The sequence below is a fragment of the Rhodobacter sp. genome, from assembly GCA_020637515.1.
GTDB lineage: Bacteria > Pseudomonadota > Alphaproteobacteria > Rhodobacterales > Rhodobacteraceae > Pararhodobacter.
In genome coordinates, this window is sequence record JACKKG010000001.1 from 474,204 (window position 1) to 497,430 (window position 23,227).

Sequence of the window (23,227 nt, forward strand, 5' to 3'; positions counted from 1 at the left end):
CAGAGGGGGCGCAAAGCCCCCTGCGCGCGGCGCGTCAGCGCCGCGCCCGGTCGCCCGAGGGCTGCGGCCTGGAAGGCCGCCGGCCGAGGGCGAAACCCCCGCCCCCGCCCGGCCCTGCGCGCGCGCCCCGCTCAGGCCTCGACCAGCCCCCGCCCCTTGAGCAACGCCTCGACCCCCGGCATCTGACCCCGGAACGCACGATACAGCGTCTCGGCATCCTCGGACCCGCCCGCCGAAAGGATGAACCGCTCCAGCCGCTCGGCCGTGGCCGCGTCAAAAGCATCGCCGGTTTCCTCGAACGCCTCAAAGGCGTCGGCGTCCATGACCTCGGACCACATGTAACTGTAGTATCCGCTGGAATAGCCGTCGCCGGCAAAGACATGGGCGAAATGCGGCGTCGCGTGGCGCATCCGGATCGCATGGGGCATCCCGATCGCCTCCAGAACCTCGGCCTGTTTCTGCATCGGATCGGCGGGCGGCTTCCCTTCGTGGAACGCAAGATCGACCAGCGCCGAGGCGATGAACTCGACCGTCGCGAACCCCTGGTCCCAGGTCGCCGCGCCCTTCAGCTTCGCGCGCAGATCGGCCGGCATCGGCGCGCCGGTCTGCCAGTGGCGGGCGTGCGTCTCGATGACCTCGGGCACCTCCAGCCAGTGTTCGAACAGTTGCGAGGGCAATTCCACGAAATCCCGCGCCACCGACGTGCCCGAGATGAACCCGTAGGTCACATCCGTCAGCATCCCGTGCAACGCATGGCCGAACTCGTGGAACAGCGTGCGCGCATCGTCCCACGACAGCAGCGCCGGCGCCCCCTTGGCAAAGTTGCACACATTGACCACCACCGGGCGCACGGTGCCATCCAGGTTCGACTGGTTGCGGAAATTCGACATCCAGGCCCCCGACCGCTTCGACGGCCGGGCGAAATAATCCCCGATGAAGACGGCCATGTGGCGGCCGTCGCGGGTGACGTCCCAGGCGCGGGCGTCGGGGTGATAGAGCGGCACATCCAGCGGCCGGAACTCCAGCCCGAACAGCCGATGCGCCACGTCGAACGCCGCCTGGATCATCGCCTCCAGCGACAGATAGGGTTTCAGCGCGGCCTCGTCGAAATCGTGCAACTGCGCGCGCCGTTTCTCGGCGTAATACCGCCAGTCCCAGGGCTCCAGCGGGCCGGCGAACCCGTCCGCATGCAGCAAGGCCTCCATCGCCGCCGCATCGCGTTCGGCGCTGGCCCGCGCGGGTGCCCAGACCCGCATCAGCAGGTCGCGCACGCGCGCCGGGGTGCCGGCCATCTCGGGCTCCAGCTTGTAGGCCGCGAAATCGGGATAGCCCAGCAGCGTGGCGCGTTCGTGACGCAGCGCCAGCGTCTCGGCGGCGATGGCCCGGTTGTCGGTCTCGCCGCCATTGGCACCCCGCGCCACCCAGGCCTCATAGGCGGCCTCGCGCAGGTCCCGGCGGGTCGAATACTGCAAGAACGGCACGATCAGCGAGCGATTCAACGTCACGACATGGCCTGCCTGCCCGCGTTCCTCGGCGGCGGCGCGCGCGGTATCGACCACAAAGTCGGGCAGCCCGGCCAGGTCGGTCAACGGCATGAACCAGTCGCGCTCGTCCGCCAGCAGGTTCTGCGTGAACTGCGTCCCCAGGGACGCCAGCCGCGCGGTCACCGCCGCCATCCGCGCCGAACCTTCCGCATCCAGCGCCGCGCCCGCACGCAGGAACATGCGGTGATAGAGCATCAGCACCCGCGCCTGCTCGTCGGTCAGCCCCAGGGTGTCGCGGGCCTCCCAAAGGGTGCGAATCCTGGCCCACAGCGCCGCGTTCGAGGTGACCTCGCTGGCATAGGCCGCAAGCCTGGGCGCCAGGTCCCGCGACAAGGCTTCACGCGCGGGATTGGAATCCGATCCGACCAGGTTGTAGAACACCCCCGACACCCGGTCGAGCGCGCGGTCCGCCCGTTCCATCGCCTCGATGGTGTTGGCGAAATTCGGCGCCTCGGGATTCGCCGCGATGGCGGCGACGGCGGCGCGCCCCTCAGCCAGGGCCGCGTCAAAGGCCGGGCCGAAATCCGCGTCCCCGATCGCGTCGAAGGGTGGCAGGGCAAAGGGCCCGGTCCAGTCGGTGAGCAGCGGGTTGGTCATTGCACATCTTTCTCGCAAGGGGCGTTTGCCCATAAATGGGCCAGACCGCCGGGGTTCTCAACCGCCGATCCGCGCGCACAGCGCATCGGTGTCCGAGAGTCGCGCGAAATCGCCATCCAGCAGCACCATGGTCGCGTCAAAGAGCGGCCGCGCCGCCATCCGCCCGGGCAGATCGAAGCCCAGAACCGCATCCACGGGCACCGTCACCCGAAACCCCAGATCACTGGCGGCGCGCAAGGTGGTGTTGACGCAGAACCCGGCGACGGCGCCCACGACGATCAACGCATCGCACGCCCCCGCGCGCAGATGCGCCTCCAGCCCCGTCGCGACAAAGGCCGAGGACGTTTCCTTCACGAACACCGCCTCGCCCGGCATCGCGGCGGCGCAGGCCATGGGGGCATGGCCCGGCGCATCGGGATGAAACGGCCGGGACGGATCGGTCTGGCGATGGCGCACATGCACGACCGGAACACCCGCCGCCCGGCAAACCCCGGCCAGACGCGCGATCGCAGCCCCCGCGCCGGGGTTCACGCAATCGCGCCCCGCGTCGATCCGCAGCTGCATCTCCTGCTGCATGTCGATGATGAGCAGCGCCAATCCCGTCACGATCCGGCCCCGCCCTTCTTTGTGCCGGAAATATCCTCGGGGGTATCCAAAGGGGGTGGAAAACCCCCTTTGGCGGGGGGGGTCGGGGGGCGCGCAGCCCCCCGATGCCTCAGACCCCCAGGCACCACCGCATCACCGCCTTCTGCGCATGCAGCCGGTTCTCGGCCTCGTCCCAGATCACCGATTGCGGCCCGTCCATCACCGCCGATGTCACCTCGTCCTCGCGATGCGCGGGCAGGCAGTGCATGAACAACGCGTCGGACCGGGCCTGCGCCATCAGCCGTTCGTTGACCTGGTAGGGGCGCAACTGGTTGTGGCGGCGTTCCTTGGTGGACTGGCTGTCATGCATCGACACCCAGGTGTCCGTGACCACCAGGTCGGCGCCGGCGACGGCCAGCGCCGGGTCGCGCTGGATCTGCACATCCGACCCCTTGTCGCGTGCAAAGCGGATCCATTCGGCCTCGGGGTCCAGGGTCGGCGGGCCCGTAAAGGTAAAGTCAAAGCCGAACTGCCCCGCCGCCTGCAACAGCGAAGCGCAGACATTGTTGCCGTCGCCCGACCAGACCACGCGCTTGCCGGCGATGGACCCGCGGTGTTCCTCGTAGGTCAGCACGTCGGCCATGATCTGGCACGGGTGGGTGCGGTTGGTCAGGCCGTTGATGACCGGCACGTCGGCGTATTCGGCCAGCTCTTGCAACACCGATTCCTCGAACGTGCGGATCATGATGAGATCCACATAGCGGCTGAGCACCCGCGCGGTGTCGGCGATCGTCTCGCCGTGGCCGAGCTGCATCTCGCTGCCCGACAGCACCATGGTCTGCGCGCCCATCTGCCGCGCGCCCACGTCAAAGCTGACGCGCGTCCGGGTCGAGGGTTTCTCGAAGATCAGCGCGACCATGCGCCCCTTCAGCGGCTGGTCGTCGTCCGGCTCTGCCTTGGGCCGGCCATGGCGCGCGGTCTTCATCCGCTTGGCGTTTTCGATCATCGACCGCAGTTCGGTCGCGTCGGTGGTGTGGATATCCAGAAAATGGGTCATCGTCAGGTCTTTCGGAAACGGGGTGAGGGGGGTCCGCCCCCCTCTCGGCCTGTGGCCGGATCACCCCCGGCGCAGGGTCGGCACGGTGAAGATCACTGGCCCTCGACGGCCGAGGCGGCAGTATCGAGGCGGCGAACCGCCTCGGCGATATCGGCGTCGGGAATGTTCAGCGCGGGCAGCAGGCGCAGCACGTTGTCGGCGGCCGGCACCACCAGCAAGCCCGCGTCGCGCGCCGCCGCGGTCAGGTCGGTGTTGGGTTTGCGGCACTTCAGCCCCAGCATCAACCCCAGCCCGCGCACGCTGTCGAACGTGTCGGGATGCGCCGCGACCAGCCCCTCGAGCTTTTGGCGAAGCAGACCCGACTTGCGGCTTACACCCGCCAGAAAGTCGGGGTCCGACACGATCTCGGTCACTTTCAGCCCCACCGCGCAGCCCAGCGGGTTGCCGCCATAGGTGGACCCATGCGTGCCCGCAACCATCCCCGAGGCCGCGTTTTCCGTCGCCAGCACCGCGCCCAGCGGGAAGCCCCCGCCAATGCCCTTGGCGACCATCAGGATGTCGGGCACGACGCCGGCCCATTCATGCGCGAACAGCTTGCCGGTGCGGCCCATGCCGCATTGCACCTCGTCGAGGATCAGCAAGGCGCCGGTGCGGTCGCAGGCTGCGCGGATCGCGCGCAGGTCCTCCTCGGGCATCGGGCGGATGCCGCCCTCGCCCTGCACCGGTTCGACCATCACCGCGCAAACGGTGTCGTCCATCGCGGCCTCGAACGCGGCCATGTCACCCCAGGGCAGTTGCCGGAACCCGGGCATCAGCGGTCCAAAGCCCTTGGTCATCTTTTCCGACCCGGCGGCGGCGATCGCGGCGGTCGAGCGGCCGTGGAACGCCCCCTCGAAGGTCAGGATGGTTTCGCGCGGCGCGCCTTTGTCATACCAGTATTTCCGCGCCATCTTGATCGCCAGTTCGGCGGTTTCGGTGCCCGAGTTGGTGAAGAACACCGTGTCGGCAAAGGTTCTGTCCACCAATGCGTCGGCCAGCGCCTGCTGTTGCGGGATCTGGTAAAGGTTCGACACATGCCACAGGCTCTGCGCCTGGTCGGTCAGGGTCTGCACCAACACGGGGTTGGCGTGCCCCAGCGCGTTCACCGCGATGCCCGCGCCCATGTCCAGGAATCGGCGCCCGTCGGCCTCGACCAGCCAGGAGCCTTCGCCCTTCACAAAGGACAGGGGCGCGCGGGAATAGGTGGGCAGAACGGTGGTGATCATTGGGAATACCCTTGGAAGCGAAGGCCCATTCGTGCCGAAGGCAGGGGGCCAAGTCAATGCAGGTTCAGGGGGGGGTGCCTGGCGTGCAGGCAGGACCGATCAGACGCTGGGGCGTCGGCGTCGCAGCACAACAGAGGCGATCAGAGCGGTCATGCCGCCGCCATAGCGCGGCGCGCAGGAATTGTCGAGCGGATTGTCGGAACGCCCCGGGCGCGGGCTCAGCCGCGGGTCAGCGCCATACGGATCAGCTTTGCCGCCAGCAACACAACGGGCGTCGCGTGCAGCACCAGGTCGAAGATGTCGATCGGCCGGCTCAGCGTGCCGGCCACCAGCATCTTCAGCTTCTCCCAAAGATGCGGTTCGGGAAAGAACGGCGCCAGTCCCAGCGCCAGCGCGGCCAGCGCGAGGGGGGCCAGCGGCATACGGTCCAGGACTTCCAGCATGGGGCGATTCCTTGCGCGGGGCGACTGCCCCCGCAGCTAGAGGCAGCGGCGCATTACCGCAACCCCCCGGGCCTGCGGCAGAATCGCCCGTTCAGCGCCCTTGCCCAACGCGGGCGCAGGCTTTATCCCGGTGAGGACCCATGCGGATGACGACCATGCCCCCCTGCCCTTCGCTGCCTTGTCCGGCCTGCCAGTGCCCCGGCGTCTCGGTTCTGATGCGCCGGTTCCGGCCCGGTTGAGATCGGCCCACCCGATGTTGCGTGCGCGTTCGTCCCTTTCCGCCCTGGTGTGGCTGCTGGTTCTGACCCTTGGTCTGTCCGGCTGCTTTGAAACCGAGCCCCTGACCCAGGCCGCCAGCCGCGGACTGCAACCGGCGGCGGGCCCGCCGCAGGCACAGGTGCTGAACGGGTCCGTCACGGTGGCCGGGCCGGCCGGCTATTGCATCAACGTCGAGGCCACGACCGAAAGCGACATCGAAGCCTTCGTGCTGCTGGTGCGCTGCCGGCCGACGATGCGATCCTCGCCCGTGCTCAGTGCGACGATCACCGGCCTGCAATCGGACGAGACGAACGACACCCTGCGCGGCCTGACGGCCTTTCTGCAAACCGCCCCCGGGCGCGCGCAGCTCAGCCGGTCGGGCGATCCGCGCGATGTCGAAGTGCAGGAAGCAACCTTTGCCGAGGGCGCGATCTGGCTGCTGATCCGCGATCAGGGCAACCCCGACAGTTTCGACCAGACCTATTGGCGGGCCATCCTGCCGGTGGCCGGGCGCATCGTCACCCTGTCGGTTCTGGCCGCGCGCGACCATCCGCTGGACCATGACAGCGGCCTGTCCGTGCTGCGCGGTTTCGTCATGCGGATGCGCGCGGCCAATCCCCCGCACTGAGGCCCCGGCGACAGCCAAGTGCTGGACATCCGGCGCATTTCCCGAAAACATGCTGCGCGGTCGGTCAGGGATGGGCAGGCGCTATGACACTTCGGGTGCATGTCCTCGGGCATTGGGCACTGTATCGGGACGACGCGCTGGTGGTCTTGCCGACGCGCAAGGCGCGCGCGCTGCTGGCCTGCCTGGTGCTGGAACCCGGGCGGCCGCAGGCACGCGACACGCTGGCCGCCCGCCTGTGGAGCGGCTCGGCGCCGGTGCAGGCGCGTTCGTCCCTGCGGCAGGCCCTGTTCGAGATCCGCAAGGCCCTGGGCCCCGACGCCGGCGCCGCGCTGGTCGTCCAGGGCGCCGAGATCCGCCTGGATCCGGCCCGGATCGAGACCGATCTCGACCGGCTCTGCACGCAGATCGCGGCGCCGCGCCAGATCGCCGACGCGGCCGACGCCATCGCCGCGCTGGATCGGCTGTTGCCCGACTTCGACACCATCGACGCCGAATTCGCCATCTGGCTGGGTGCGGCCCGGGCCACGACCCGGGCCCGGATCGAGGCGCAGCTTGCCGCGATCTACCGTGACCCGGGCGCGGGCGTGCTGCACCGGCTGACCGCCGCCCAATATGCCTATCGCCTGGACGAGTTCGACGAAGAGGCCGCGCGCGCCGTGATGGAGGGTTATGTCCGAACCGGGCGCGCGCCGGCCGCGATCCGGGTCTACGACGCGCTCTATGCCCGCCTGGACGAGGACCTGGACATCGAACCCTCGTTGCAGACGCAGGATCTGGCGGTGCGCATCAAGACCCAGGATCTGGGCGGCGACATGCGGCCCCAGACCAGCGCGCCGACGGCGGCCCAGCGCACCCTCTCCGACGCGGTCGCGATCCTGCCCTTCGACCGGCTGGGCGGGCGGCCCGATGACGGCCTGGGCGCGTTGGGCCTGCTCGAGGAGATGACCTGCATCCTGGCCGGTCTGTCCTCGCCGCCGGTGGTATCCAGCAACTCGACCCGCCAGTATCTGGGCAGCACCCCCAGCGCGCAGACGGTGCAGGCCGATCTGGGGGTGCGCTATGTGCTGTGCGGCAGCGTGCGCGCCGCCGGCGGCAGCACGACCGTTTCCGCGCAACTGGTCGAGGCCGCGACCGGCACCATCGTCGCCGCGCGGCTGCTCGACTATCCCGGCGAGGATGCGCTGCTGCGCCCGACGCGCATCGCCCGCGACATCGTGAAGATCGTCGTGCCCAGTCTGCACGCCGCCGAACTCAGCCGCACCCGCGCCATCCCGACCAAGGCGCAAGAGCCCTATCACCTGTATCTCAGGGCGCGCGAGCAATTCCTGGCCCTGACGCCCGAAAGCCAGACCCGGGCCCGCCAGTTGCTGGACATGGCGCTGGACCGCGACCCCGGCTTTGCGCCCGCGCACACGCTGATGGCCGAATGGCACAGTCTCAGCATCTGGCAGGGCTGGACCCGTGACCGCGCCGCCAGCGAGGCCGCGCTGGAAGACAGTGCCCACCGCGCTGCTGCCCTGTCGTCGAACGAGGGGCGGGCGCTGGCGCTTCTGGGCCACAATCGCGTCATCCTGCACCGCCGCTATGACGAGGCCGAGGCCCTGTTCCAACGCGCGCTGGACACCCTGCCCAACGATGCCGAGACCCTGATCTGGACCGTCCCCAGCTATGCCTATGTCGGGCAGGCCGCGCGCGCGGTCGCGAACGGCGAAAAGGCGCTGCGCCTGTCGCCGCGCGATCCGCTGCTGTTTCGCAACCAGCATTTCCTGGGCATCGCCCATTATGCGCTGGGCGAGGTCGCGCGCGCCGTCGAGCTGGGCCTGGCCTGCTATCGCCGCGCGCCGCGCTACACCTCGAATCTGCGCATGACGCTGGCCGCCCTGGCCGCGCAGGGGCAGACCGACGCCGGGATGCTGCGCGCCCACGCGGCGCTCGAACCGGGGTTTTCCGTGCGCGGCTTCATGCAGGCGCAGGCGTTCCGCGACCCCGACCAGCGCACACGCTACGCCGACCATCTGTTGCGCGCGGGTCTTCCCGCGTGATGGGCCTTTGACGTCCGCTTGACGCGCCGTCCCTAACGTCAGGGGAATCGCGGCACAGAGAGGTTGAGGCATGGCACCCAGTCAAAGCGGAGTCGGCGCCGGGCACGGTGGGATGCATGGCGGAATGCACGGCGGGATGCATGGGGGAATGCACGGCGGTATGCATGGCGGCATGAACGCCGGGGCCTATCCCGGCCTGGGCAACGCCTCGGCGATTCCGATCTCGGACGCGCTGGTGCCGGGCGCCGTGCCCGACCATTTCGTGCTGATGCAGCCGGCCAGCTTTCCGCCACAGGAATGGGACGCGGGGCTGTCGGTGACGGCGCTGTTGCCGGTGATCCTGCCCGCGCTGTCGCTCGCCGCGCTGGAACCGGGCCCCTACCCGGCCGTGAACAGCTCCGACGCGGCACAGGAAATCCGCGACATCCTGATCCTGCGCAATGAGCATCTGCGCGACCGCGCGGCCGAAATCGCCGATCAATCGGGGCGTTTCGATCAGTATTTCCACAACCTGCTCAGCGTCAGCGGCTATTCCAAACCGGCGACCGCGCGGCTGATCGCGCTGGGCGTGCTGGTGGCGGGCATCGTCGGGCTGCATTTCAAGGCCCGCTTCAACCGGCCGCGACCGGTGCAGCTTTATCCCGGCCTGCTGCCCTTCCTGCCGACGCCCGCCCATGCCTCGTATCCGTCGAACCACGCGACGCAGGCCTTCACCGTCGCCGCGCTGCTGGCGCAGGCCCTGGACCGCGAGAATTCGGGGCTGAAGCACTATGTGGATGCGCTGGCCGAACGCATCGCCGTCAACCGCGAGGTGGCCGGCCTGCATTACCGTTCGGACACGCTGGCCGGTCAACACATCGCCGGGGCGCTGGCGGCGCAGCTTGCCACCGTGCCCCAGGTCGCCGCAATCCGTGATGCCGCGCGCGAGGAACTGGCGGGCTTCGGGTTGAACGGCGCGCCGATCGACACCCGCGACATCCTGGCCGGCCGCTGGACGATCGAGGGGCAGGACGATGCGCAGGATTGACCGCACGGCGCTGGGTGGCGCGATCCTGGGCCATCCCGCGCACCAATGCAGCGCGTTCTTTCAGGGCCGCGCGCAGCGGCTGCGCGACTCGACCTTTGATCTGTGCGACGGCGCCCTGCTGCCCGCCGTCGCCCGGTTGATCGGCGTCGAGGCGCCCGCCCCCGACGCCCCCCTGCCCAGCCTGGCGCCGCCGCTTCCCGCGGACTGGCCGGTGCGCGACCAGGGGCGCATCCGGGGCACCTGCGTGGCGTTTTCCGCGCTGGCGGCGGTCGAACTGGGCGAGGTCTGGCAAGGGATCGCGCCCGGCGCGCGCGACTATTCCGAGGAACATCTCTACGCCCTGATGCGCGGCGCCTATGCGCCCGAGGACCCCGATTCGATCCCCGGCTATGCGGACGGGGCGACGATCCTGTTGCAGGCGGCCGCCAGCCTGAACGCCGCGCCGATCCGCAACGAGGCGGATCTGCCCTATGTTTACGACACCGCCGATCCCGCCCATGTCCAGCCCTTGCGCCCCGATCCCGCGCAGGACGCCGCCGGCCATCAGCCCCGGCCACCGCGGTTCGTCGCCCGCCTGTTCGCCACGGCGCAGGACAAGCCGCTGGACGGTTTCACCCCGGCGCTGCACCTGTTGTTGCGCCACCGCGTCCCGCCCTGCATCGCGCTGCCCCTGTTCGACGAGAACGGCTATTCGGTCTGGACCGACGGGGTCGGCTGGGACAAGGGCATGGTGATGGAGCCCGAGCCCTGGGGCCGCAAGACCAAGATTGCCGGCGGCCACTCGATCTGTCTGGTCGGTTACGTCGCCGACCGGACCGCGCCGGGCGGCGGCTGGTTCCGGTTTCGCAATTCCTGGGGCCGCCGCTTTGCCGCGACCGCCGGTCTGGGTGGCACCGGGCAGGCTGCCGCCGAGGCGGGCTACGGCTACCTCTCGCGCCGGCATGTCGAGGATCACTGCTGGGAATTGATGTTCCGCTCGCGACCGGCGGACTGCCCCTGAAAAGGGGCCGGGCGGGCCGCGCCTCCCTCACGGCCCGCCCGACAATCGTCTGCGACCATCCGCCCCGGATCACGGGCTTGGGCATTGCCCCAGCGCGGCCGCGCGCATAGACAGGCGGCAGGAAACGGAGACCTGCCCATGACCCGCGCCAAACCCGTCGTTCTGTGCATCCTCGACGGATGGGGGATCAACCCGAACCCCCGTGGAAACGCCGTCGCCCTGGCGAACACGCCGACCTTCGACCGGGTGATGGCGACCTGCCCCTCGGCCACGCTGGTCACCTATGGCCCCGATGTGGGCCTGCCGACCGGCCAGATGGGCAACTCCGAGGTGGGGCACATGAACATCGGCGCCGGGCGCGTGGTGGCGATGGATCTCGGTCAGATCGACCTGGCGATCGAGGACGGGTCGTTCTATCGCAACCCGGCCCTTTTGGACTTTGCCGCCCGGGTCAAGGCCGCGGGCGGCACGGCGCATGTCATCGGCCTGTGTTCGGACGGCGGGGTTCATGCCCATTCCGATCACATGATGGCCGCCGCCCGGGCGCTGACCGGGGCCGGCCTGCCGGTGGCGGTGCACGTGATTACCGACGGGCGCGACGTCGCGCCTACCTCGGCGGGGAAACAGGTTGGCGACTTCGAACTGTCGCTGCCCCCGGGCGCCCGGGTCGCCACCGTCAGCGGGCGCTATTACGCCATGGACCGCGACAATCGCTGGGAGCGGGTCGAAAAGGCCTATCGCACCATCGTCGAGGGCGCGGGCGACGCGCTGAAGGACGCCGCCGACGGGATCGCGACCTGCTACGACCTGAACCAGACCGACGAATTCATCGAACCCTTTGTCATCGACGGTTATGGCGGCATGAAACCCGGCGACGGCGTGTTCTTCGTCAATTTCCGTGCCGACCGCGCGCGCGAGATCCTGTCGGCGATCGGCGATCCCGGTTTTTCCGGGTTCCGGCGCCAGGCCCCGTCGCTGTCGGCGCTGCTGGGCATGGTGGACTATTCCGAGGCGCACAACGCCTACATGACCACGATGTTCCCCAAGCAGGTGATCGTCAACACGCTGGCCGAATGGGTGGGCCGCCACGGGCTGCGGCAATATCACTCGGCCGAGACCGAGAAATACCCGCACGTCACCTTTTTCCTGAACGGCGGCAAGGAAACCCCCGAACCGGGCGAGGACCGCTACCTGGCGGCCAGCCCAAAGGTGGCGACCTATGACCTGAAACCCGAAATGTCGGCGCCCGAGGTGACCGACCATTTCGTCCAGGCCATCGGCCAGGGCTATGACCTGATCGTGGTGAACTATGCCAACCCCGACATGGTGGGCCATACCGGCGTGGTCGCGGCCGGGGTCAAGGCCGTCGAAACGGTGGACCGCGGCCTGGGCCGGGTGCTCGAGGCGCTGGAACGGGCCGGCGGCGCGATGCTGCTGACCGCCGACCACGGCAATTGCGAGATGATGATCGATTACGCCACCGGCGGACCCCACACCGCGCACACGACCAACCCGGTGCCCGTGGCGCTGATCGGCTGGCCCGAACCCGGGGTGACGCTGGCGGACGGCCGGCTGGCCGATGTCGCGCCGACCCTGCTTGAGATGATGGGCCTGCCGCAACCCCCCGAGATGACCGGCCGCAGCCTGATCCGGCGGGGTTGAGGGCATGGGCCTGCGCCGCCTGGCAAACCTGGTCGCGGTTCTGGTCTGCCTGTGGGCGGGTCTGGGGGCCGCTCCGGGCGCCGCGCAGGACACGCCCGGCCCGGATACCGCCGCCAACGCCCGCGCGGCGGCGGCGGCGCTGCTGAATGCCATCGACAGCCTGACCGAGGCCCGGCGCGCGCCCGATCAGGTGGCGGCCCTGACGCAGGCGATCCAGGCGCACGAGGCCGGCCTGTCGGCCCTGCGCGAGGGTCTGCGCGAGGCGTCCTTGCGCGAGGCCGCCGTCAACCGCGTGCTCGAGGCCCAGCAGGCGCGGGTCAGCCGGATGCTGGGTGCGATGATGGCGGTGGAACGCATCGAAGGGCCGGTGATGCTGGTGCATCCCCAGGGCCCGCTGGCGACCGCGCGGTCGGGCATGATGATCGCCGATCTCGCCGCGTCGATGCAGGCCCAGGCCGACCGTATCGGCGCGCTGGCGCGCGAACAGGCCGACCTCAGGCAGGTGCGCGAACAGGCGGTGCAGACCCTGGCGGCGGGGCTGGCCAGCTTGCAGGACGCGCGCGCCCAACTCAGCCAGGCGATCGCCGATCGCCGCGACCTGCCGCCCCGCGTCGGTGGCGACGAGGCGCGGATGCTGGCGCTGCTCGACTCGGTCCGCACGCTCGAGGACCTCTCGGTCAACCTGGCCGCGAACCCCTCGGGGGCGTCGGCCGACCTGCCGGTCTTTGCCTCGGCCCGGGGGCGCCTGCCGCTGCCGGTGGTGGGAACGGTGCTGCGCCGCGCCGGGGAACCCGATGCCGCGGGCGAAACCCGCCCCGGCATCGTGCTGGCGACCGAACCGGGCGCGCTGGTCGTCTCGCCGTGGTTCGGCACGGTGCGCTACCGCGGCCCGTTGCTGGATTACGGCAATGTCGTGCTGCTGGAACCCGGCGAGGGCTGGCTGATCGTCATCGCCGGACTGGACGCGGTCTATCCGCGTGCCGGCGACGTCGTCGCGCAGGGCGACGCGCTGGGCCTGATGCCCGGCGGCGAGGCGACGGGTGACGAATTCGTGCGTCCCGATGTGGTGGCGGGTCGCAGTGAAACGCTGTATCTGGAACTCAGACAGGATGGGCAGGCCATTGACCCCGCCGACTGGTTCGATTTGACTGGTCAGCGGCCTTGAGCCTGGGAGACGGGACACGACAATGAACAAATACCTTGTGGCGGCACTGGCGGGAATCGTGGGCGGCGTCGTGCTGTCCACCCAGGTCGCGGGGCCGCTGCTGGCGCAGGAACAGGACGCGAACCAGTCGGTCTATGACCAGCTCGACCTGTTCGGCGACGTGCTGGAACGCATCCGCAGCGAATATGTCACCGAGGTCGATACCGGCCAGTTGATCGAAGCCGCGATCAACGGGATGCTGAATTCCCTGGACCCGCACTCCAGCTACCTGTCGCCCGACGATTACGACGACATGCGCGTGCAGACCCGGGGCAGCTTTGGCGGCCTTGGGATCGAGGTCACGCAACAGGACGGCTATATCCGCGTCATCACGCCGATCGACGACACCCCCGCCGCCCAGGCCGGCGTTCAGCCCGGCGATGTCATCACGCATGTTGACGGCCAGTCGGTGCTGGGCCTGACCATGGCCGAGGCAATCGACCAGATGCGCGGTCCGGTCGGCTCCGAGGTGGTGGTCACCATCATGCGCGAGGGGGTGGCCGAGCCCTTTGACCTGTCGATCATCCGCGACACGATTCGCATCCAGGCGGTGCGCAGCCGGGTCGAGGGCAACATCATCGTGTTGCGAGTCACCACGTTCAACGAACAGACCTATGACAATCTGGCGTCCGAACTGGCGCAGGGGATCGAACAGCTTGGCGGCATCGACGGGCTGCAAGGCGTCGTGCTGGACCTGCGCAACAACCCCGGCGGCCTGCTGAACCAGGCCATCGACGTGTCGGACGCCTTCCTCGAACAGGGCGAGATCGTGTCCACCCGGGGCCGCGCCAACACCGAGGGCGAGCGCCACAACGCCACCCCCGGCGACCTGATCGAGGGGCGGCCGATGGTCGTGCTGATCAACGGCGGGTCGGCCTCGGCCTCGGAGATCGTTGCAGGGGCCTTGCAGGATCACCACCGCGCCGTGGTGGTGGGCGAACGCAGCTTTGGCAAAGGCTCGGTGCAGACGCTGATCCCGCTCAGGGGCGACGGCGCGATGCGGCTGACGACGGCGCTGTATTACACGCCGTCCGGGCGCTCGATCCAGGCGCTGGGCGTGGCCCCCGACATCGTCGTGCACCAGCTTCCGCGCGCGGACGAGACGACGCCCGCCGAGGACGCGCGCCCGCAACGCACCGAGGCCGGCCTGCGCGGCGCCTTCCGCAACGAGACCATCACCGACGACGAACGCCGCCAGATGGAGGAAGAAGAGCGCGCCGCCGAGGAGGTCTCGCGCCTGCGCGGCGAGGATTACCAACTGGCTTATGCGCTGGACATCCTGCGCGGGCTGTCGGTGATGAACGGGCACTGACCGCATGACCCCCGACCAGATCGCCGCGCTGCCCTATCGGCCCAATGTCGGGATCATGCTGATCGACGGGCGCGGGTTGATCTTTGCCGCCCAGCGGCTGGACAACCCCGTGCCCGCCTGGCAGATGCCCCAGGGCGGAATCGACAACGGCGAAGACCCCCGCCGCGCCGCCCTGCGCGAGCTCGAGGAAGAGATCGGCGTGCCGCCCGCGCTGGTTCAGGTGCTGGCGGAGACCGACGACTGGCTGACCTATGACCTGCCCCCCGATCTGCTGGGCAAGGTCTGGAAGGGCAAGTTCCGGGGCCAGCGGCAGAAATGGTTCCTGATGCGCTTCCTGGGCCGGGACGAGCAGATCGACCTGGCGCAAGAGCACCCCGAGTTCAGCGAATGGCGCTGGATCGACGCCCAGACGATGATCGACGCCATCGTGCCGTTCAAGCGCGACATCTACACCCAGGTCGTCGCCGCCTTTCGCACGCATCTGGCCTGAGCGCGGATTGAGCGCCCCCGCCCCGCCTGCGACAAGAGAGCTGGCGCGAATCGACAGGGGTGACCCATGTTCGAAACCATCATCCTGGGCTTTGCCTTTGTCTTTGGCCTGACGGCGCGGCGGCTGGGCTTGCCGCCGCTGGTGGGATTCCTGGCGGCCGGGTTCGCCGTGCATCTGGCCGGGCCCGTCCTGGGCCTGCCGGCGGCGACCGGCCCCATCCTGCACGAGGTCGCGCATTGGGGCGTGCTGCTGCTTCTGTTCTCGGTCGGGCTGAAGCTGGACCTGCGGCAGATCGCGCAGCCCCATGTGATCGGCACCGCACTGGCCCATTTCGCCCTCAGCGTCGGGCTGGTGATGCCGCTGGCGCTGCTGCTGGGCCTGGATCCGAACGGGGCCTTGCTGCTGGCGGTGGCACTGTCGTTTTCCTCGACCGTGCTGGCGGCGAAGATGCTGGAAACCAAGCGCGAGCTGGGCAGCTTTCACGGCCGCACCGCGATCGGCATTCTGGTGGTGCAGGACATCCTGGCGCTGGCGGTGCTGGCAATCTGGGAAGGGCAGGCGCCAACACCCTGGGCGCTGGCGCTGCTGGCGCTGCCGCTGATGCGCCGCGCGCTGCACCGCGCGCTGACCTGGGCCGGCCATGACGAGTTGCTGGTGATCCTCGGGATGCTGGCGGCGCTGGTGGTCGGCGGCGCCGGCTTTGCCGCGATGGGGCTGTCGTCGGAAATCGGCGCGCTGGTGGCGGGGCTGATGCTGGCCGGCCATCCCCGCGCCAAGGAACTGGGCCAGGCGTTGTGGGCGCTGAAGGAACTGTTCCTGGTCGGCTTTTTCCTTGAAATCGGGCTGGCGGGATTGCCCGACGCCCGCGCGCTGGGATTCGCGCTGGCGGCCGGGGTGTTGCTGCCGATCAAGGGCGTGCTGTTCTTTGCCCTGCTGGCGGGGTTCGGCCTGCGCGCGCGCAGTGCCTTTCTGGCCGGGCTGAGCCTGTCCGCCTATTCCGAATTCGGCCTGATCCTGGGCACGGCGCTGATGCCCGGACAGGTCGCGGGGCTGGCACTGGCGCTGGCCATGTCCTTTGTGCTGGCCGCGCCGCTGAACCGCGCCGCGCACCCGTTGTTCGAACGGTTCGAGAGGGCGCTGTCGCGCTGGCAGCGCCGCACGCGGCACCCGGATGAAGAGCCGCGCAGCCTGGGCCGCGCCGATGTCGCCGTTTTCGGAATGGGCCGCACGGGCACCGCCGCCTACGACCGGCTGGCCGATGACGGCCTGGTGCCGGTGGGGCTGGACGCCGACCCGTTCAAGGCCCGCGCCCATGTAGCCGCGGGGCGCAACGTGCTGTTCGCCGACGCCGAGGACGTGAATTTCTGGCGCGAGGTGGACCTGGGCCGCGTGCGCGCCGCGGTGCTGGCGATGGACGACCTCGAGGCCAAGCTGAATGCCGCGCGCAACCTCAGGGCGCGGGGACTGACCGGACCGATCGTCGCCCACGCACTGCACCACGACCAGCAATCGATGCTGACCGAGGCCGGGGCGGATTGCGTCTATCTGACCATGACCCAGGCGGGGATCGGCCTGGCCGACCGGATGCAGCAGGCGCTTTCGGTGTGACGGGCGGCGGGACGGGCGGCGGGACGGGCGCGCGCCACGTTTCCGATCTGGACCTTGCGCGGTTTTTCGGCACACTGCGCGTTGCTTCCTCGGTTCAGGACCCCGGCTCATGCGCTTCGGCATCTTCATTCTGGTCATTGCCTATGTGCTGAGCCAGTTCTACCGCGCCTTTCTGGCCGTTCTCTCGCCCTTTCTGGGGGCCGAACTGGGCGCCCTGCCCGAGGATCTGGCGCTGTCCTCGGGGCTGTGGTTCATGACCTTCGCGGTGATGCAGGTGCCGGTCGGCGCCGCGCTGGACGCGATCGGGCCGCGGCGCACCGCGGCCTGGCTTCTGGGGGTCGCGGGCGGGGGCGGGGCGCTGATGTTCGCACTGGCGCAGGCACCCTGGCACCTGCATGTGGCGATGATCCTGATCGGCATCGGCTGCTCGCCCGTGCTGATGGCCAGTTACTACATCTTTGGCCGCACCTATTCGGCCGCGGTCTTTGCCACGCTGGCAGGGGCGATCATCGGTTTCGGCACGCTCGGCAACCTGGCCGGCGCCTGGCCCCTGGCCTTTGCCGCCGAGACCCTGGGCTGGCGTCAGACCGTGGGCGCGCTGGCCGGGGTCACGCTGCTGGTCGCCCTGGCACTGGCGCGCTTTGTGCAGGACCCGCCGCCGGTCACCGCCGCTGCGGGCGGCAAGGGGTCGCTTCTGGACCTGCTGAAGATCCCGGCGCTATGGCTGATCCTGCCGCTGATGGCGGTCAACTATGTGCCGGCCGCGGCGATGCGCGGGCTCTGGGCCGGCCCGTTCCTGGGCGATGTCTATGGCGCCGACGCGCGGGGGATCGGCCTGGTCACGCTGGCGATGGCGCTGGCGATGGTCGCGGGCTCGTTCGCCTATGGGCCGCTGGACCGGGTGTTCGGCACGCGCAAATGGGTGGTGCTGATCGGCAACCTGCTGGGCGGCGCCTGCATGATGGCGCTGTGGGCCTGGCCAACGGTCGGCATCTGGCCGGCGACGGCGCTTCTGGCCGGGATCGGCCTGTTCGGATCGAGCTTTCCGATGATCATGGCGCATGGCCGCAGTTTTTTCCCGCCGCATCTGCTGGGCCGGGGCGTGACGTTGATGAACCTCTTTGGCATCGGCGGGGTCGGCGTCTTGCAGACCGTCTCGGGGCGGGTGTTCCGCGCAACCCCCGCCACCACGCCCGAGGCCCCCTATCAGGCGATCTTCCTGATGTTCGGGGTGCTGCTGCTGGCGGGCTGCGTGGTCTACCTGTTCTCGCGCGATCGCACCGACTGAGCGGGCCCGCGCTCACCGCGTCGCATCCAAGGATTTTTGGCGGGATGAAGGGCCCGGGGCTTTCCCTGCGCCGCGTTTCGGCGTATGCGCGCGAACGTCCGCTGGGTTTTGGAGGCTTCTGATGGGCTATCGAGTTGTCGTTGTCGGCGCCACGGGAAATGTGGGCCGCGAAATGCTGAACATTCTGGCCGAACGGGAATTCCCGGTGGACGAGATCGCCGCCCTGGCGTCGCGCCGCAGCCTGGGAACCGAATGCAGCTTTGGCGACAAGACGCTCAAGTGCCAGGACATCGAGCATTTCGATTTCGCAGGCTGGGACATCGCCCTGTTTGCCATCGGCTCGGACGCGACAAAGATCTACGCGCCCAAGGCCGCGGCTGCGGGCTGCGTGGTGATCGACAACTCGTCGCTCTATCGCTACGACCCCGACGTTCCGCTGATCGTGCCCGAGGTGAACGCCGACGCGATCACCGGCTACACCAAGAAGAACATCATCGCGAACCCCAACTGCTCGACCGCGCAGATGGTCGTCGCGCTGAAGCCCCTGCATGACCGCGCGCGCATCAAGCGCGTCGTCGTCAGCACCTATCAGTCGGTGTCCGGCACCGGCAAGGAAGCCATCGACGAATTGTGGAACCAGACCAAAGGCATCTTCGTGCCCGGGCAAGAGGTCGCGCCCTCTGTCTATCCCAAGCAGATCGCCTTCAACGTCATTCCCCATATCGACGTCTTCCTGGACGACGGCTCGACCAAGGAAGAGTGGAAGATGGTCGCCGAGACCAAGAAGATCCTGGACAAGAACATCAAGCTGACCGCGACCTGCGTGCGCGTGCCGGTGTTCGTCGGTCATTCGGAAGCGATCAACATCGAGTTCGAGGATTTCCTGGACGAGCACGAGGCCCGCGACATCCTGCGCGAGGCCCCCGGCATCCTGGTCATCGACAAGCGTGAGCCCGGCGGCTACATCACCCCCGTCGAATGCGTCGGCGAATATGCCACCTATATCAGCCGCATCCGTCAGGATTCGACGATCGACAACGGGATCAACCTGTGGTGCGTCAGCGACAACCTGCGCAAGGGCGCGGCCCTGAACGCGGTGCAGATCGCCGAGGTTCTGGGCCAGCGTTGCCTGAAAAAGGGCTGACACGCCGGCACGGCCGACAACGCGAAAGGGCGCCCCGCGAGGCGCCCTTTTTCATGCCGGCTGGCCGGGGGCCATCCGTGACGGGGTCCGGGTCAGCGCCCATTGGCGGCCGGGCCCGGCCTTGACCAGGCGCCAGTCGCTTTCGGCGATGAAATCCTGAAGCGCGCGCCAGACACCGTGATGCGGCGAATCCGGGCGCGGGTCCCAGTCGTCACCGATCAGCAGGCCGTCGGGTTTCAGCTGCGTCTGGATGGCGCGCAGCTCGGCCAGGGTCGGGGCGTATTTGTGGCTGGCATCGAGATACGCGAAATCCAGCGGCTCGGCGATCTGGTTGGCACAGGCGGGATAGGTCGCCTCGAGGATCACGCAATCGATGCCCGGGTGGCGTTGCACATGGGCACGGGCGTCCTCGCGGGCGACGCGGGTCGGCAGCGTGTCGAAGTTGGTATAGGCCTTGCCCCAGCCAAAAGTCTCGCCCAGGGTGGTCCAGGGATCGACCAGATACAGTTTCCGCGGCTGCGCGATCTGGCAGATCAGGTTGCTGAAATGGCCGCGGAACACGCCGATCTCGACCCCGACCCCGCCCTTGGGCAGCAGTTCCAGCACCCAGCGGCGCTTTTCCAGGCGCTCCATCTCGCCCGCCGGCATGGGCCAGCGGGTGTGCGAATCGCGCAGGATTTCATCCGGGGTCATTGCGTCACCTCCATTGCCGGTTCACCGCATACTTCAGAACGTTTGCCAGAGATAGTCTCGGATTCCCGCATGATTTGCCCGTCTGGAACCGGACCGACGGCCCTGTGCGTTTCCCCATGGCGGCACCCGACCGGGCCGGCCTTTCCATCAGCCCGGCGACGTCACGCCGGCACGCAGACGGGCCATGCCGGCCGCGTTCAGGTCGGGCAGGCGCGCGAGCAGGGCGTAATCCTCGGCATAATGGGCGCGGACCTCGTCGATCAGGTGGGCGGGGATGTCGGGGGCCGACCGCTGGCGGCTGACGTTGGCGGGGGGCAGATCGGGCAGGCCCAGACCCAACCCCGCGCAGATCGCGCCGAAGCCCTGCGCGACCCCCTCGTGCGGCAAGATCACATCGGCCAGCACGGTCTGACGATCCGCCGACAGGAACTTTTCGGATTGCAGGTTCTTCGCACCGTTCGCCCGCACGATGTTCCAGTCGCGCCGCGCCCAGAATTCGGCAAAGGTCATGTCGGCGGGCAGCGGGCTTTCGACCTCGGGCTGTTTGCGATAGCGATACCACGACCAGATCCATTGCACCGGGTCGCGCATCACACCGAACTTGAAGAACCCTTCGAGCCCGCACCCGGCCCGGCGAAAGACCCAGGGCGCCTGGGCCTCGATCTGCGACAGGGCGACATGCTTGCGCTGCGGGCTGCCGCCGTGGCGATAATCGGCCAACGGATCGAGAACCCGCTCGATGGCCGTCGATGCCGTCTTGGTGTTGGCGACAAAGATGAACCGCTTTTCAATCCCGATCAGCATCGGGCGCTTTCTTCTTCAGGTGGGTCAGGGGCGTATCCAGCACCGCCTTGACCCGGTCCCGATCGAAGGGCTCGCCGAGGAAGTCATACATGGGCTTCAGCGCCTCGAGATCGGCGGTATAGTCGTTGTAGTGGATGCGCACCCCGCGTTCGGGATGCTTTTCCAGATACTCGGCGAACATCGCGTCGGCGCGCGCCAGCTTGGCCTTGACCGCCTCGACCGACATGTCGGCCCACCAGCCGGATTTGGCGACCTCGTCGTGATCGCGCGTGTTGAACACAAAGCGCGTGTTCGGGAACATCTTGTAGGCAAAATTCAGGGTCGGCGCGAATTGCGCGGGATCGTTCGTCCAGCGGATTTCCTTGAACCCGGCGACACGGGTTCCGACCGGAGGCGCCAGAACCTCGCGCACAAAGGCATTCGCCAGGTTGCGCCCGTATTGAAAGGCGCGGATTTCCTCGGCACCATACCAGGGATGCTCGGAGGTTGTCGGCACCTTGCGGGTCACGGCGTTGGTGACGTTGGGATTGCTGGTCAGCAGATGCCACGACATCGCCAGCGGCACCAGCGCGTTCGCGTTCTCACCCCGGATGCAATAGCCGTCGATCGCGTTCAGAAGGTTCTGCACCAGGGTCGAACCCGATCGACCATAGGTGACGACGAACACATAACCGTCGAGATCCTTTGGCAGGGTAATGGGGGATCGCAAGACAGGTCCTTTCATCGACAAGACTTGTCGGCAGGTTTAGACGATTCCGCCTTTGCTGGACAAGCGAGAAGCGCGTTTCACCCTTTACTTGCAACCGGATCGGCGGGAACTAGGCATATGAACGCCGATCTGCCTCCGCTCGTCACGGTCGTCATCCCGGTCTTCAATGTCGGGGATCTGGTCGCGCGCGCGATCCGCAGCCTTCAGGCGCAGGACCTGCCCGATTTCGAGGCGATCGTGGTCGATGACGGATCGACCGACGGGTCCGGCGCCATGGCCCAGGCCGCCTTTGCCGGCGACTCGCGGTTCCGGCTGATCCGGCAGGAGAACCGGGGCCTGTCGGCAGCGCGCAACCGGGGGATTGCCCAGGCGCGCGGGACCGCCCTGGCATTTCTGGACGCCGACGACGAATATGCGCCCGCGTTCCTGGGGCAGCTTTGGCAGGCGATGCAGCGCGACGGCACCGATTGGGCCGCTTGCGGCATTGTGCTGTGTTACCCCGACGGCCACACGGTCGCGCACAGTGCGTTGCACGCGCAGCCACAGGCGGGTCCGGCGCGGGTGCTGGATCTGGGCGACGCGCGGGTCACGGCCGGGGTGTTCCCCTCGGCCTGGAACAAGCTCTATCGCCGCGCCGCCTTCGGCGACCTGCGCTTTCCCGAAGGCGCCTGGTTCGAGGATCACGAAGTTTTCTGGGCCATGGCCCGCCGCGCGCCACGTCTGAGCTATGTGCCCGCGCCGCTCTATCGTCACTGGCGCCAGCGGGACGGGCAGATCACCGGCACCGACAGCGAGCGGGTGTTCGACCAGGTGGCGGTGCTGGAGCGTCTGCACCCGGTGGTGCTGTCCATGGACCACGGAAACGAGGGGTTCGACCGGCTGGCTTCGCGGCTGGTGCATGAGCGCGCGCTGGTGTTGCGCGACCCCCAGCGCCGGGCGCGGTTCTTCGCGGCGATGCGGGACCTGTTCAACCGGCTCGGCGCGACCTGGAGCCCCGCCTGGGACCCTGAAATCCTGCCCAGCCTGGGCCCCTTGATGGCGGGCGACTTGCCGCTGTCCATCGTGCGGCTGGGACCCGGCGACCCGCCCGCGCCGCAGACCCTGCCGGATCTGGAAGTCGTCCATGCCCCCGATGCCCCCACGCCCGCCGCGCTGGCCGCCCGCTTGCAGGGCCGGTATGTGCTGATGCTGGCCCGGGGCGAGGGGCTGTTGCCCGATGGCGCGATGCGCCTGGTGGCGCTGGCGGAGACCATGGGCACGGCGCTGGCCTTTGGCGGTGTCGAACGGCAGCATCGCGGCTATCACGACGGGTGGAGCGACAACACCGTCGCGCCCGATCTGGCGTCGCTACCCGTTTCCGGCGGGCGCGTCGCGCTGGGCCCCGAGCAGGCGTTGCGGCTGCACCCCGTGCTGGCCAATCGCATCGTCGCGCGGGACCTGCTGGCGCGGCTTCCGGGCGCGCTGCGGCTGGATGGCGGCGCGGCCTCGTCGCAGGCGCTGGTGCTGGCCGCCGCGCTGGCCGCGGGCAGCGCCGGCTACACGCGCGTCCCGGTGGCCACCGCCGCCGATCTGCCCGGCCCGGTGCCGCCGCTGCGCGCCCTGGCGCGTTGGGCGCGGGCGCTGCCGCATCCCGACGCCGGCCCGCTCCTGCCCCGGGGTTGGCGCGGCACGATGTTCCTGCGCCTGGCGCGGTTCCGGGGCGGCGCTCTGACCTGGGCCGGCGCACTGGGGCTGGCGGCTTTCAACGGCTGGCTGTGCCCCGACCCCGGCGCGCGCCCCGATCCCGAATCCCCGCGCTGGCTGCGCCGGATCGTGCGCTTGTGTTCACGAATCCGTTGAGCCCCGGTTGCGCGATCAGGGCGAACGC

The 23,227-nt window shown here is 68.9% G+C and carries 20 protein-coding genes; 12 read left to right on the plus strand and 8 right to left on the minus strand.

The window, feature by feature from the left end; all coding sequences use genetic code 11:
- Positions 1-131 precede the first annotated feature (131 nt).
- The 5 genes from H6900_02340 to H6900_02360 all read right to left on the minus strand — a co-directional run bounded on the left by H6900_02340 (position 132) and on the right by H6900_02360 (position 5,491).
- Positions 132-2,141 carry a M3 family metallopeptidase gene (locus H6900_02340; GenBank protein ID MCC0072107.1) on the minus strand — a complete coding sequence of 670 codons (2,010 nt, stop codon included), beginning with the start codon at positions 2,139-2,141 and terminating at the stop codon, positions 132-134.
- Positions 2,142-2,198: 57 nt separating this feature from the next.
- Positions 2,199-2,717: an isochorismatase family protein gene (locus tag H6900_02345; GenBank protein ID MCC0072108.1), complete on the minus strand. Its 519-nt coding sequence runs from the start codon at positions 2,715-2,717 to the stop codon at positions 2,199-2,201.
- Positions 2,718-2,856: 139 nt separating this feature from the next.
- The gene (gene argF / locus H6900_02350; protein ID MCC0072109.1) at positions 2,857-3,783 is read right to left on the minus strand and encodes an ornithine carbamoyltransferase; all 927 of its coding nucleotides are present in this window, start codon (positions 3,781-3,783) and stop codon (positions 2,857-2,859) included.
- A gap of 92 nt (positions 3,784-3,875) precedes the next feature.
- Complete coding sequence (locus tag H6900_02355) at positions 3,876-5,048, minus strand: aspartate aminotransferase family protein (protein MCC0072110.1); 1,173 nt, start codon at positions 5,046-5,048, stop codon at positions 3,876-3,878.
- A gap of 218 nt (positions 5,049-5,266) precedes the next feature.
- The gene (locus H6900_02360) at positions 5,267-5,491 is read right to left on the minus strand and encodes an RND transporter (protein ID MCC0072111.1); all 225 of its coding nucleotides are present in this window, start codon (positions 5,489-5,491) and stop codon (positions 5,267-5,269) included.
- A 253-nt stretch (positions 5,492-5,744) separates the two neighbouring features.
- On the opposite strand from H6900_02360, the gene H6900_02365 reads away from it, so the two are divergent.
- The 11 genes from H6900_02365 to H6900_02415 all read left to right on the plus strand — a co-directional run bounded on the left by H6900_02365 (position 5,745) and on the right by H6900_02415 (position 19,154).
- The gene (locus H6900_02365) at positions 5,745-6,377 is read left to right on the plus strand and encodes a hypothetical protein (protein ID MCC0072112.1); all 633 of its coding nucleotides are present in this window, start codon (positions 5,745-5,747) and stop codon (positions 6,375-6,377) included.
- An 83-nt stretch (positions 6,378-6,460) separates the two neighbouring features.
- Entirely contained in the window at positions 6,461-8,419 is a 1,959-nt protein-coding gene (locus H6900_02370) for a winged helix-turn-helix domain-containing protein (protein ID MCC0072113.1), read from the plus strand.
- 70 nt (positions 8,420-8,489) lie between these two features.
- A complete protein-coding gene (locus H6900_02375; protein MCC0072114.1) occupies positions 8,490-9,446 on the plus strand; it encodes a phosphatase PAP2 family protein in 957 nt (318 codons plus the stop codon).
- Entirely contained in the window at positions 9,433-10,446 is a 1,014-nt protein-coding gene (locus tag H6900_02380) for a hypothetical protein (GenBank protein MCC0072115.1), read from the plus strand. Before H6900_02375 ends, H6900_02380 begins: the two co-directional genes overlap by 14 nt.
- 138 nt (positions 10,447-10,584) lie before the next feature.
- Complete coding sequence (locus tag H6900_02385; protein MCC0072116.1) at positions 10,585-12,108, plus strand: 2,3-bisphosphoglycerate-independent phosphoglycerate mutase; 1,524 nt, start codon at positions 10,585-10,587, stop codon at positions 12,106-12,108.
- A 28-nt stretch (positions 12,109-12,136) separates the two neighbouring features.
- On the plus strand, positions 12,137-13,273 hold the full coding sequence (locus tag H6900_02390) for a peptidoglycan DD-metalloendopeptidase family protein (GenBank protein MCC0072117.1): 1,137 nt from the start codon (positions 12,137-12,139) through the stop codon (positions 13,271-13,273).
- Between the two features lie 22 nt (positions 13,274-13,295).
- Positions 13,296-14,624 (plus strand): S41 family peptidase, encoded by a 1,329-nt coding sequence (locus H6900_02395; protein MCC0072118.1) that lies wholly within the window; start codon positions 13,296-13,298, stop codon positions 14,622-14,624.
- A 4-nt stretch (positions 14,625-14,628) separates the two neighbouring features.
- A complete protein-coding gene (locus H6900_02400; GenBank protein ID MCC0072119.1) occupies positions 14,629-15,114 on the plus strand; it encodes an RNA pyrophosphohydrolase in 486 nt (161 codons plus the stop codon).
- A 66-nt stretch (positions 15,115-15,180) separates the two neighbouring features.
- A complete protein-coding gene (locus H6900_02405; GenBank protein MCC0072120.1) occupies positions 15,181-16,722 on the plus strand; it encodes a cation:proton antiporter in 1,542 nt (513 codons plus the stop codon).
- A 109-nt stretch (positions 16,723-16,831) separates the two neighbouring features.
- Positions 16,832-18,010, plus strand: coding sequence for an MFS transporter (locus H6900_02410; GenBank protein MCC0072121.1), 1,179 nt, complete (start codon positions 16,832-16,834; stop codon positions 18,008-18,010).
- A gap of 121 nt (positions 18,011-18,131) precedes the next feature.
- Complete coding sequence (locus tag H6900_02415; protein ID MCC0072122.1) at positions 18,132-19,154, plus strand: aspartate-semialdehyde dehydrogenase; 1,023 nt, start codon at positions 18,132-18,134, stop codon at positions 19,152-19,154.
- 51 nt (positions 19,155-19,205) lie between these two features.
- Here the strand turns inward: H6900_02415 and H6900_02420 are convergent, their stop codons facing one another.
- The 3 genes from H6900_02420 to H6900_02430 all read right to left on the minus strand — a co-directional run bounded on the left by H6900_02420 (position 19,206) and on the right by H6900_02430 (position 21,375).
- On the minus strand, positions 19,206-19,847 hold the full coding sequence (locus H6900_02420; protein MCC0072123.1) for a class I SAM-dependent methyltransferase: 642 nt from the start codon (positions 19,845-19,847) through the stop codon (positions 19,206-19,208).
- A 147-nt stretch (positions 19,848-19,994) separates the two neighbouring features.
- Positions 19,995-20,651, minus strand: a complete 657-nt coding sequence (locus H6900_02425; GenBank protein MCC0072124.1) for a hypothetical protein — start codon at positions 20,649-20,651, stop codon at positions 19,995-19,997.
- Positions 20,635-21,375: a sulfotransferase gene (locus tag H6900_02430; protein ID MCC0072125.1), complete on the minus strand. Its 741-nt coding sequence runs from the start codon at positions 21,373-21,375 to the stop codon at positions 20,635-20,637. The genes H6900_02425 and H6900_02430 overlap by 17 nt, the downstream gene beginning before the upstream one ends.
- 102 nt (positions 21,376-21,477) lie before the next feature.
- Here H6900_02430 and H6900_02435 point away from each other — a divergent pair, with 102 nt between their 5' ends.
- Positions 21,478-23,199 carry a glycosyltransferase family 2 protein gene (locus tag H6900_02435; GenBank protein ID MCC0072126.1) on the plus strand — a complete coding sequence of 574 codons (1,722 nt, stop codon included), beginning with the start codon at positions 21,478-21,480 and terminating at the stop codon, positions 23,197-23,199.
- The last annotated feature ends 28 nt before the right edge of the window (positions 23,200-23,227 follow it).

Coding starts and splice junctions, on each gene's coding strand:
- H6900_02340 (MCC0072107.1), bottom strand. CDS start 2,141: ATGACCAACCCGCTGCTCACCGACTGGACCGGGCCCTTTGCCCTGCCA.
- H6900_02345 (MCC0072108.1), bottom strand. CDS start 2,717: ATGCAGCAGGAGATGCAGCTGCGGATCGACGCGGGGCGCGATTGCGTG.
- argF (MCC0072109.1), bottom strand. CDS start 3,783: ATGACCCATTTTCTGGATATCCACACCACCGACGCGACCGAACTGCGG.
- H6900_02355 (MCC0072110.1), bottom strand. CDS start 5,048: ATGATCACCACCGTTCTGCCCACCTATTCCCGCGCGCCCCTGTCCTTT.
- H6900_02360 (MCC0072111.1), bottom strand. CDS start 5,491: ATGCTGGAAGTCCTGGACCGTATGCCGCTGGCCCCCCTCGCGCTGGCC.
- H6900_02365 (MCC0072112.1), top strand. CDS start 5,745: ATGTTGCGTGCGCGTTCGTCCCTTTCCGCCCTGGTGTGGCTGCTGGTT.
- H6900_02370 (MCC0072113.1), top strand. CDS start 6,461: ATGACACTTCGGGTGCATGTCCTCGGGCATTGGGCACTGTATCGGGAC.
- H6900_02375 (MCC0072114.1), top strand. CDS start 8,490: ATGGCACCCAGTCAAAGCGGAGTCGGCGCCGGGCACGGTGGGATGCAT.
- H6900_02380 (MCC0072115.1), top strand. CDS start 9,433: ATGCGCAGGATTGACCGCACGGCGCTGGGTGGCGCGATCCTGGGCCAT.
- H6900_02385 (MCC0072116.1), top strand. CDS start 10,585: ATGACCCGCGCCAAACCCGTCGTTCTGTGCATCCTCGACGGATGGGGG.
- H6900_02395 (MCC0072118.1), top strand. CDS start 13,296: ATGAACAAATACCTTGTGGCGGCACTGGCGGGAATCGTGGGCGGCGTC.
- H6900_02400 (MCC0072119.1), top strand. CDS start 14,629: ATGACCCCCGACCAGATCGCCGCGCTGCCCTATCGGCCCAATGTCGGG.
- H6900_02405 (MCC0072120.1), top strand. CDS start 15,181: ATGTTCGAAACCATCATCCTGGGCTTTGCCTTTGTCTTTGGCCTGACG.
- H6900_02410 (MCC0072121.1), top strand. CDS start 16,832: ATGCGCTTCGGCATCTTCATTCTGGTCATTGCCTATGTGCTGAGCCAG.
- H6900_02415 (MCC0072122.1), top strand. CDS start 18,132: ATGGGCTATCGAGTTGTCGTTGTCGGCGCCACGGGAAATGTGGGCCGC.
- H6900_02420 (MCC0072123.1), bottom strand. CDS start 19,847: ATGACCCCGGATGAAATCCTGCGCGATTCGCACACCCGCTGGCCCATG.
- H6900_02425 (MCC0072124.1), bottom strand. CDS start 20,651: ATGCTGATCGGGATTGAAAAGCGGTTCATCTTTGTCGCCAACACCAAG.
- H6900_02430 (MCC0072125.1), bottom strand. CDS start 21,375: ATGAAAGGACCTGTCTTGCGATCCCCCATTACCCTGCCAAAGGATCTC.
- H6900_02435 (MCC0072126.1), top strand. CDS start 21,478: ATGAACGCCGATCTGCCTCCGCTCGTCACGGTCGTCATCCCGGTCTTC.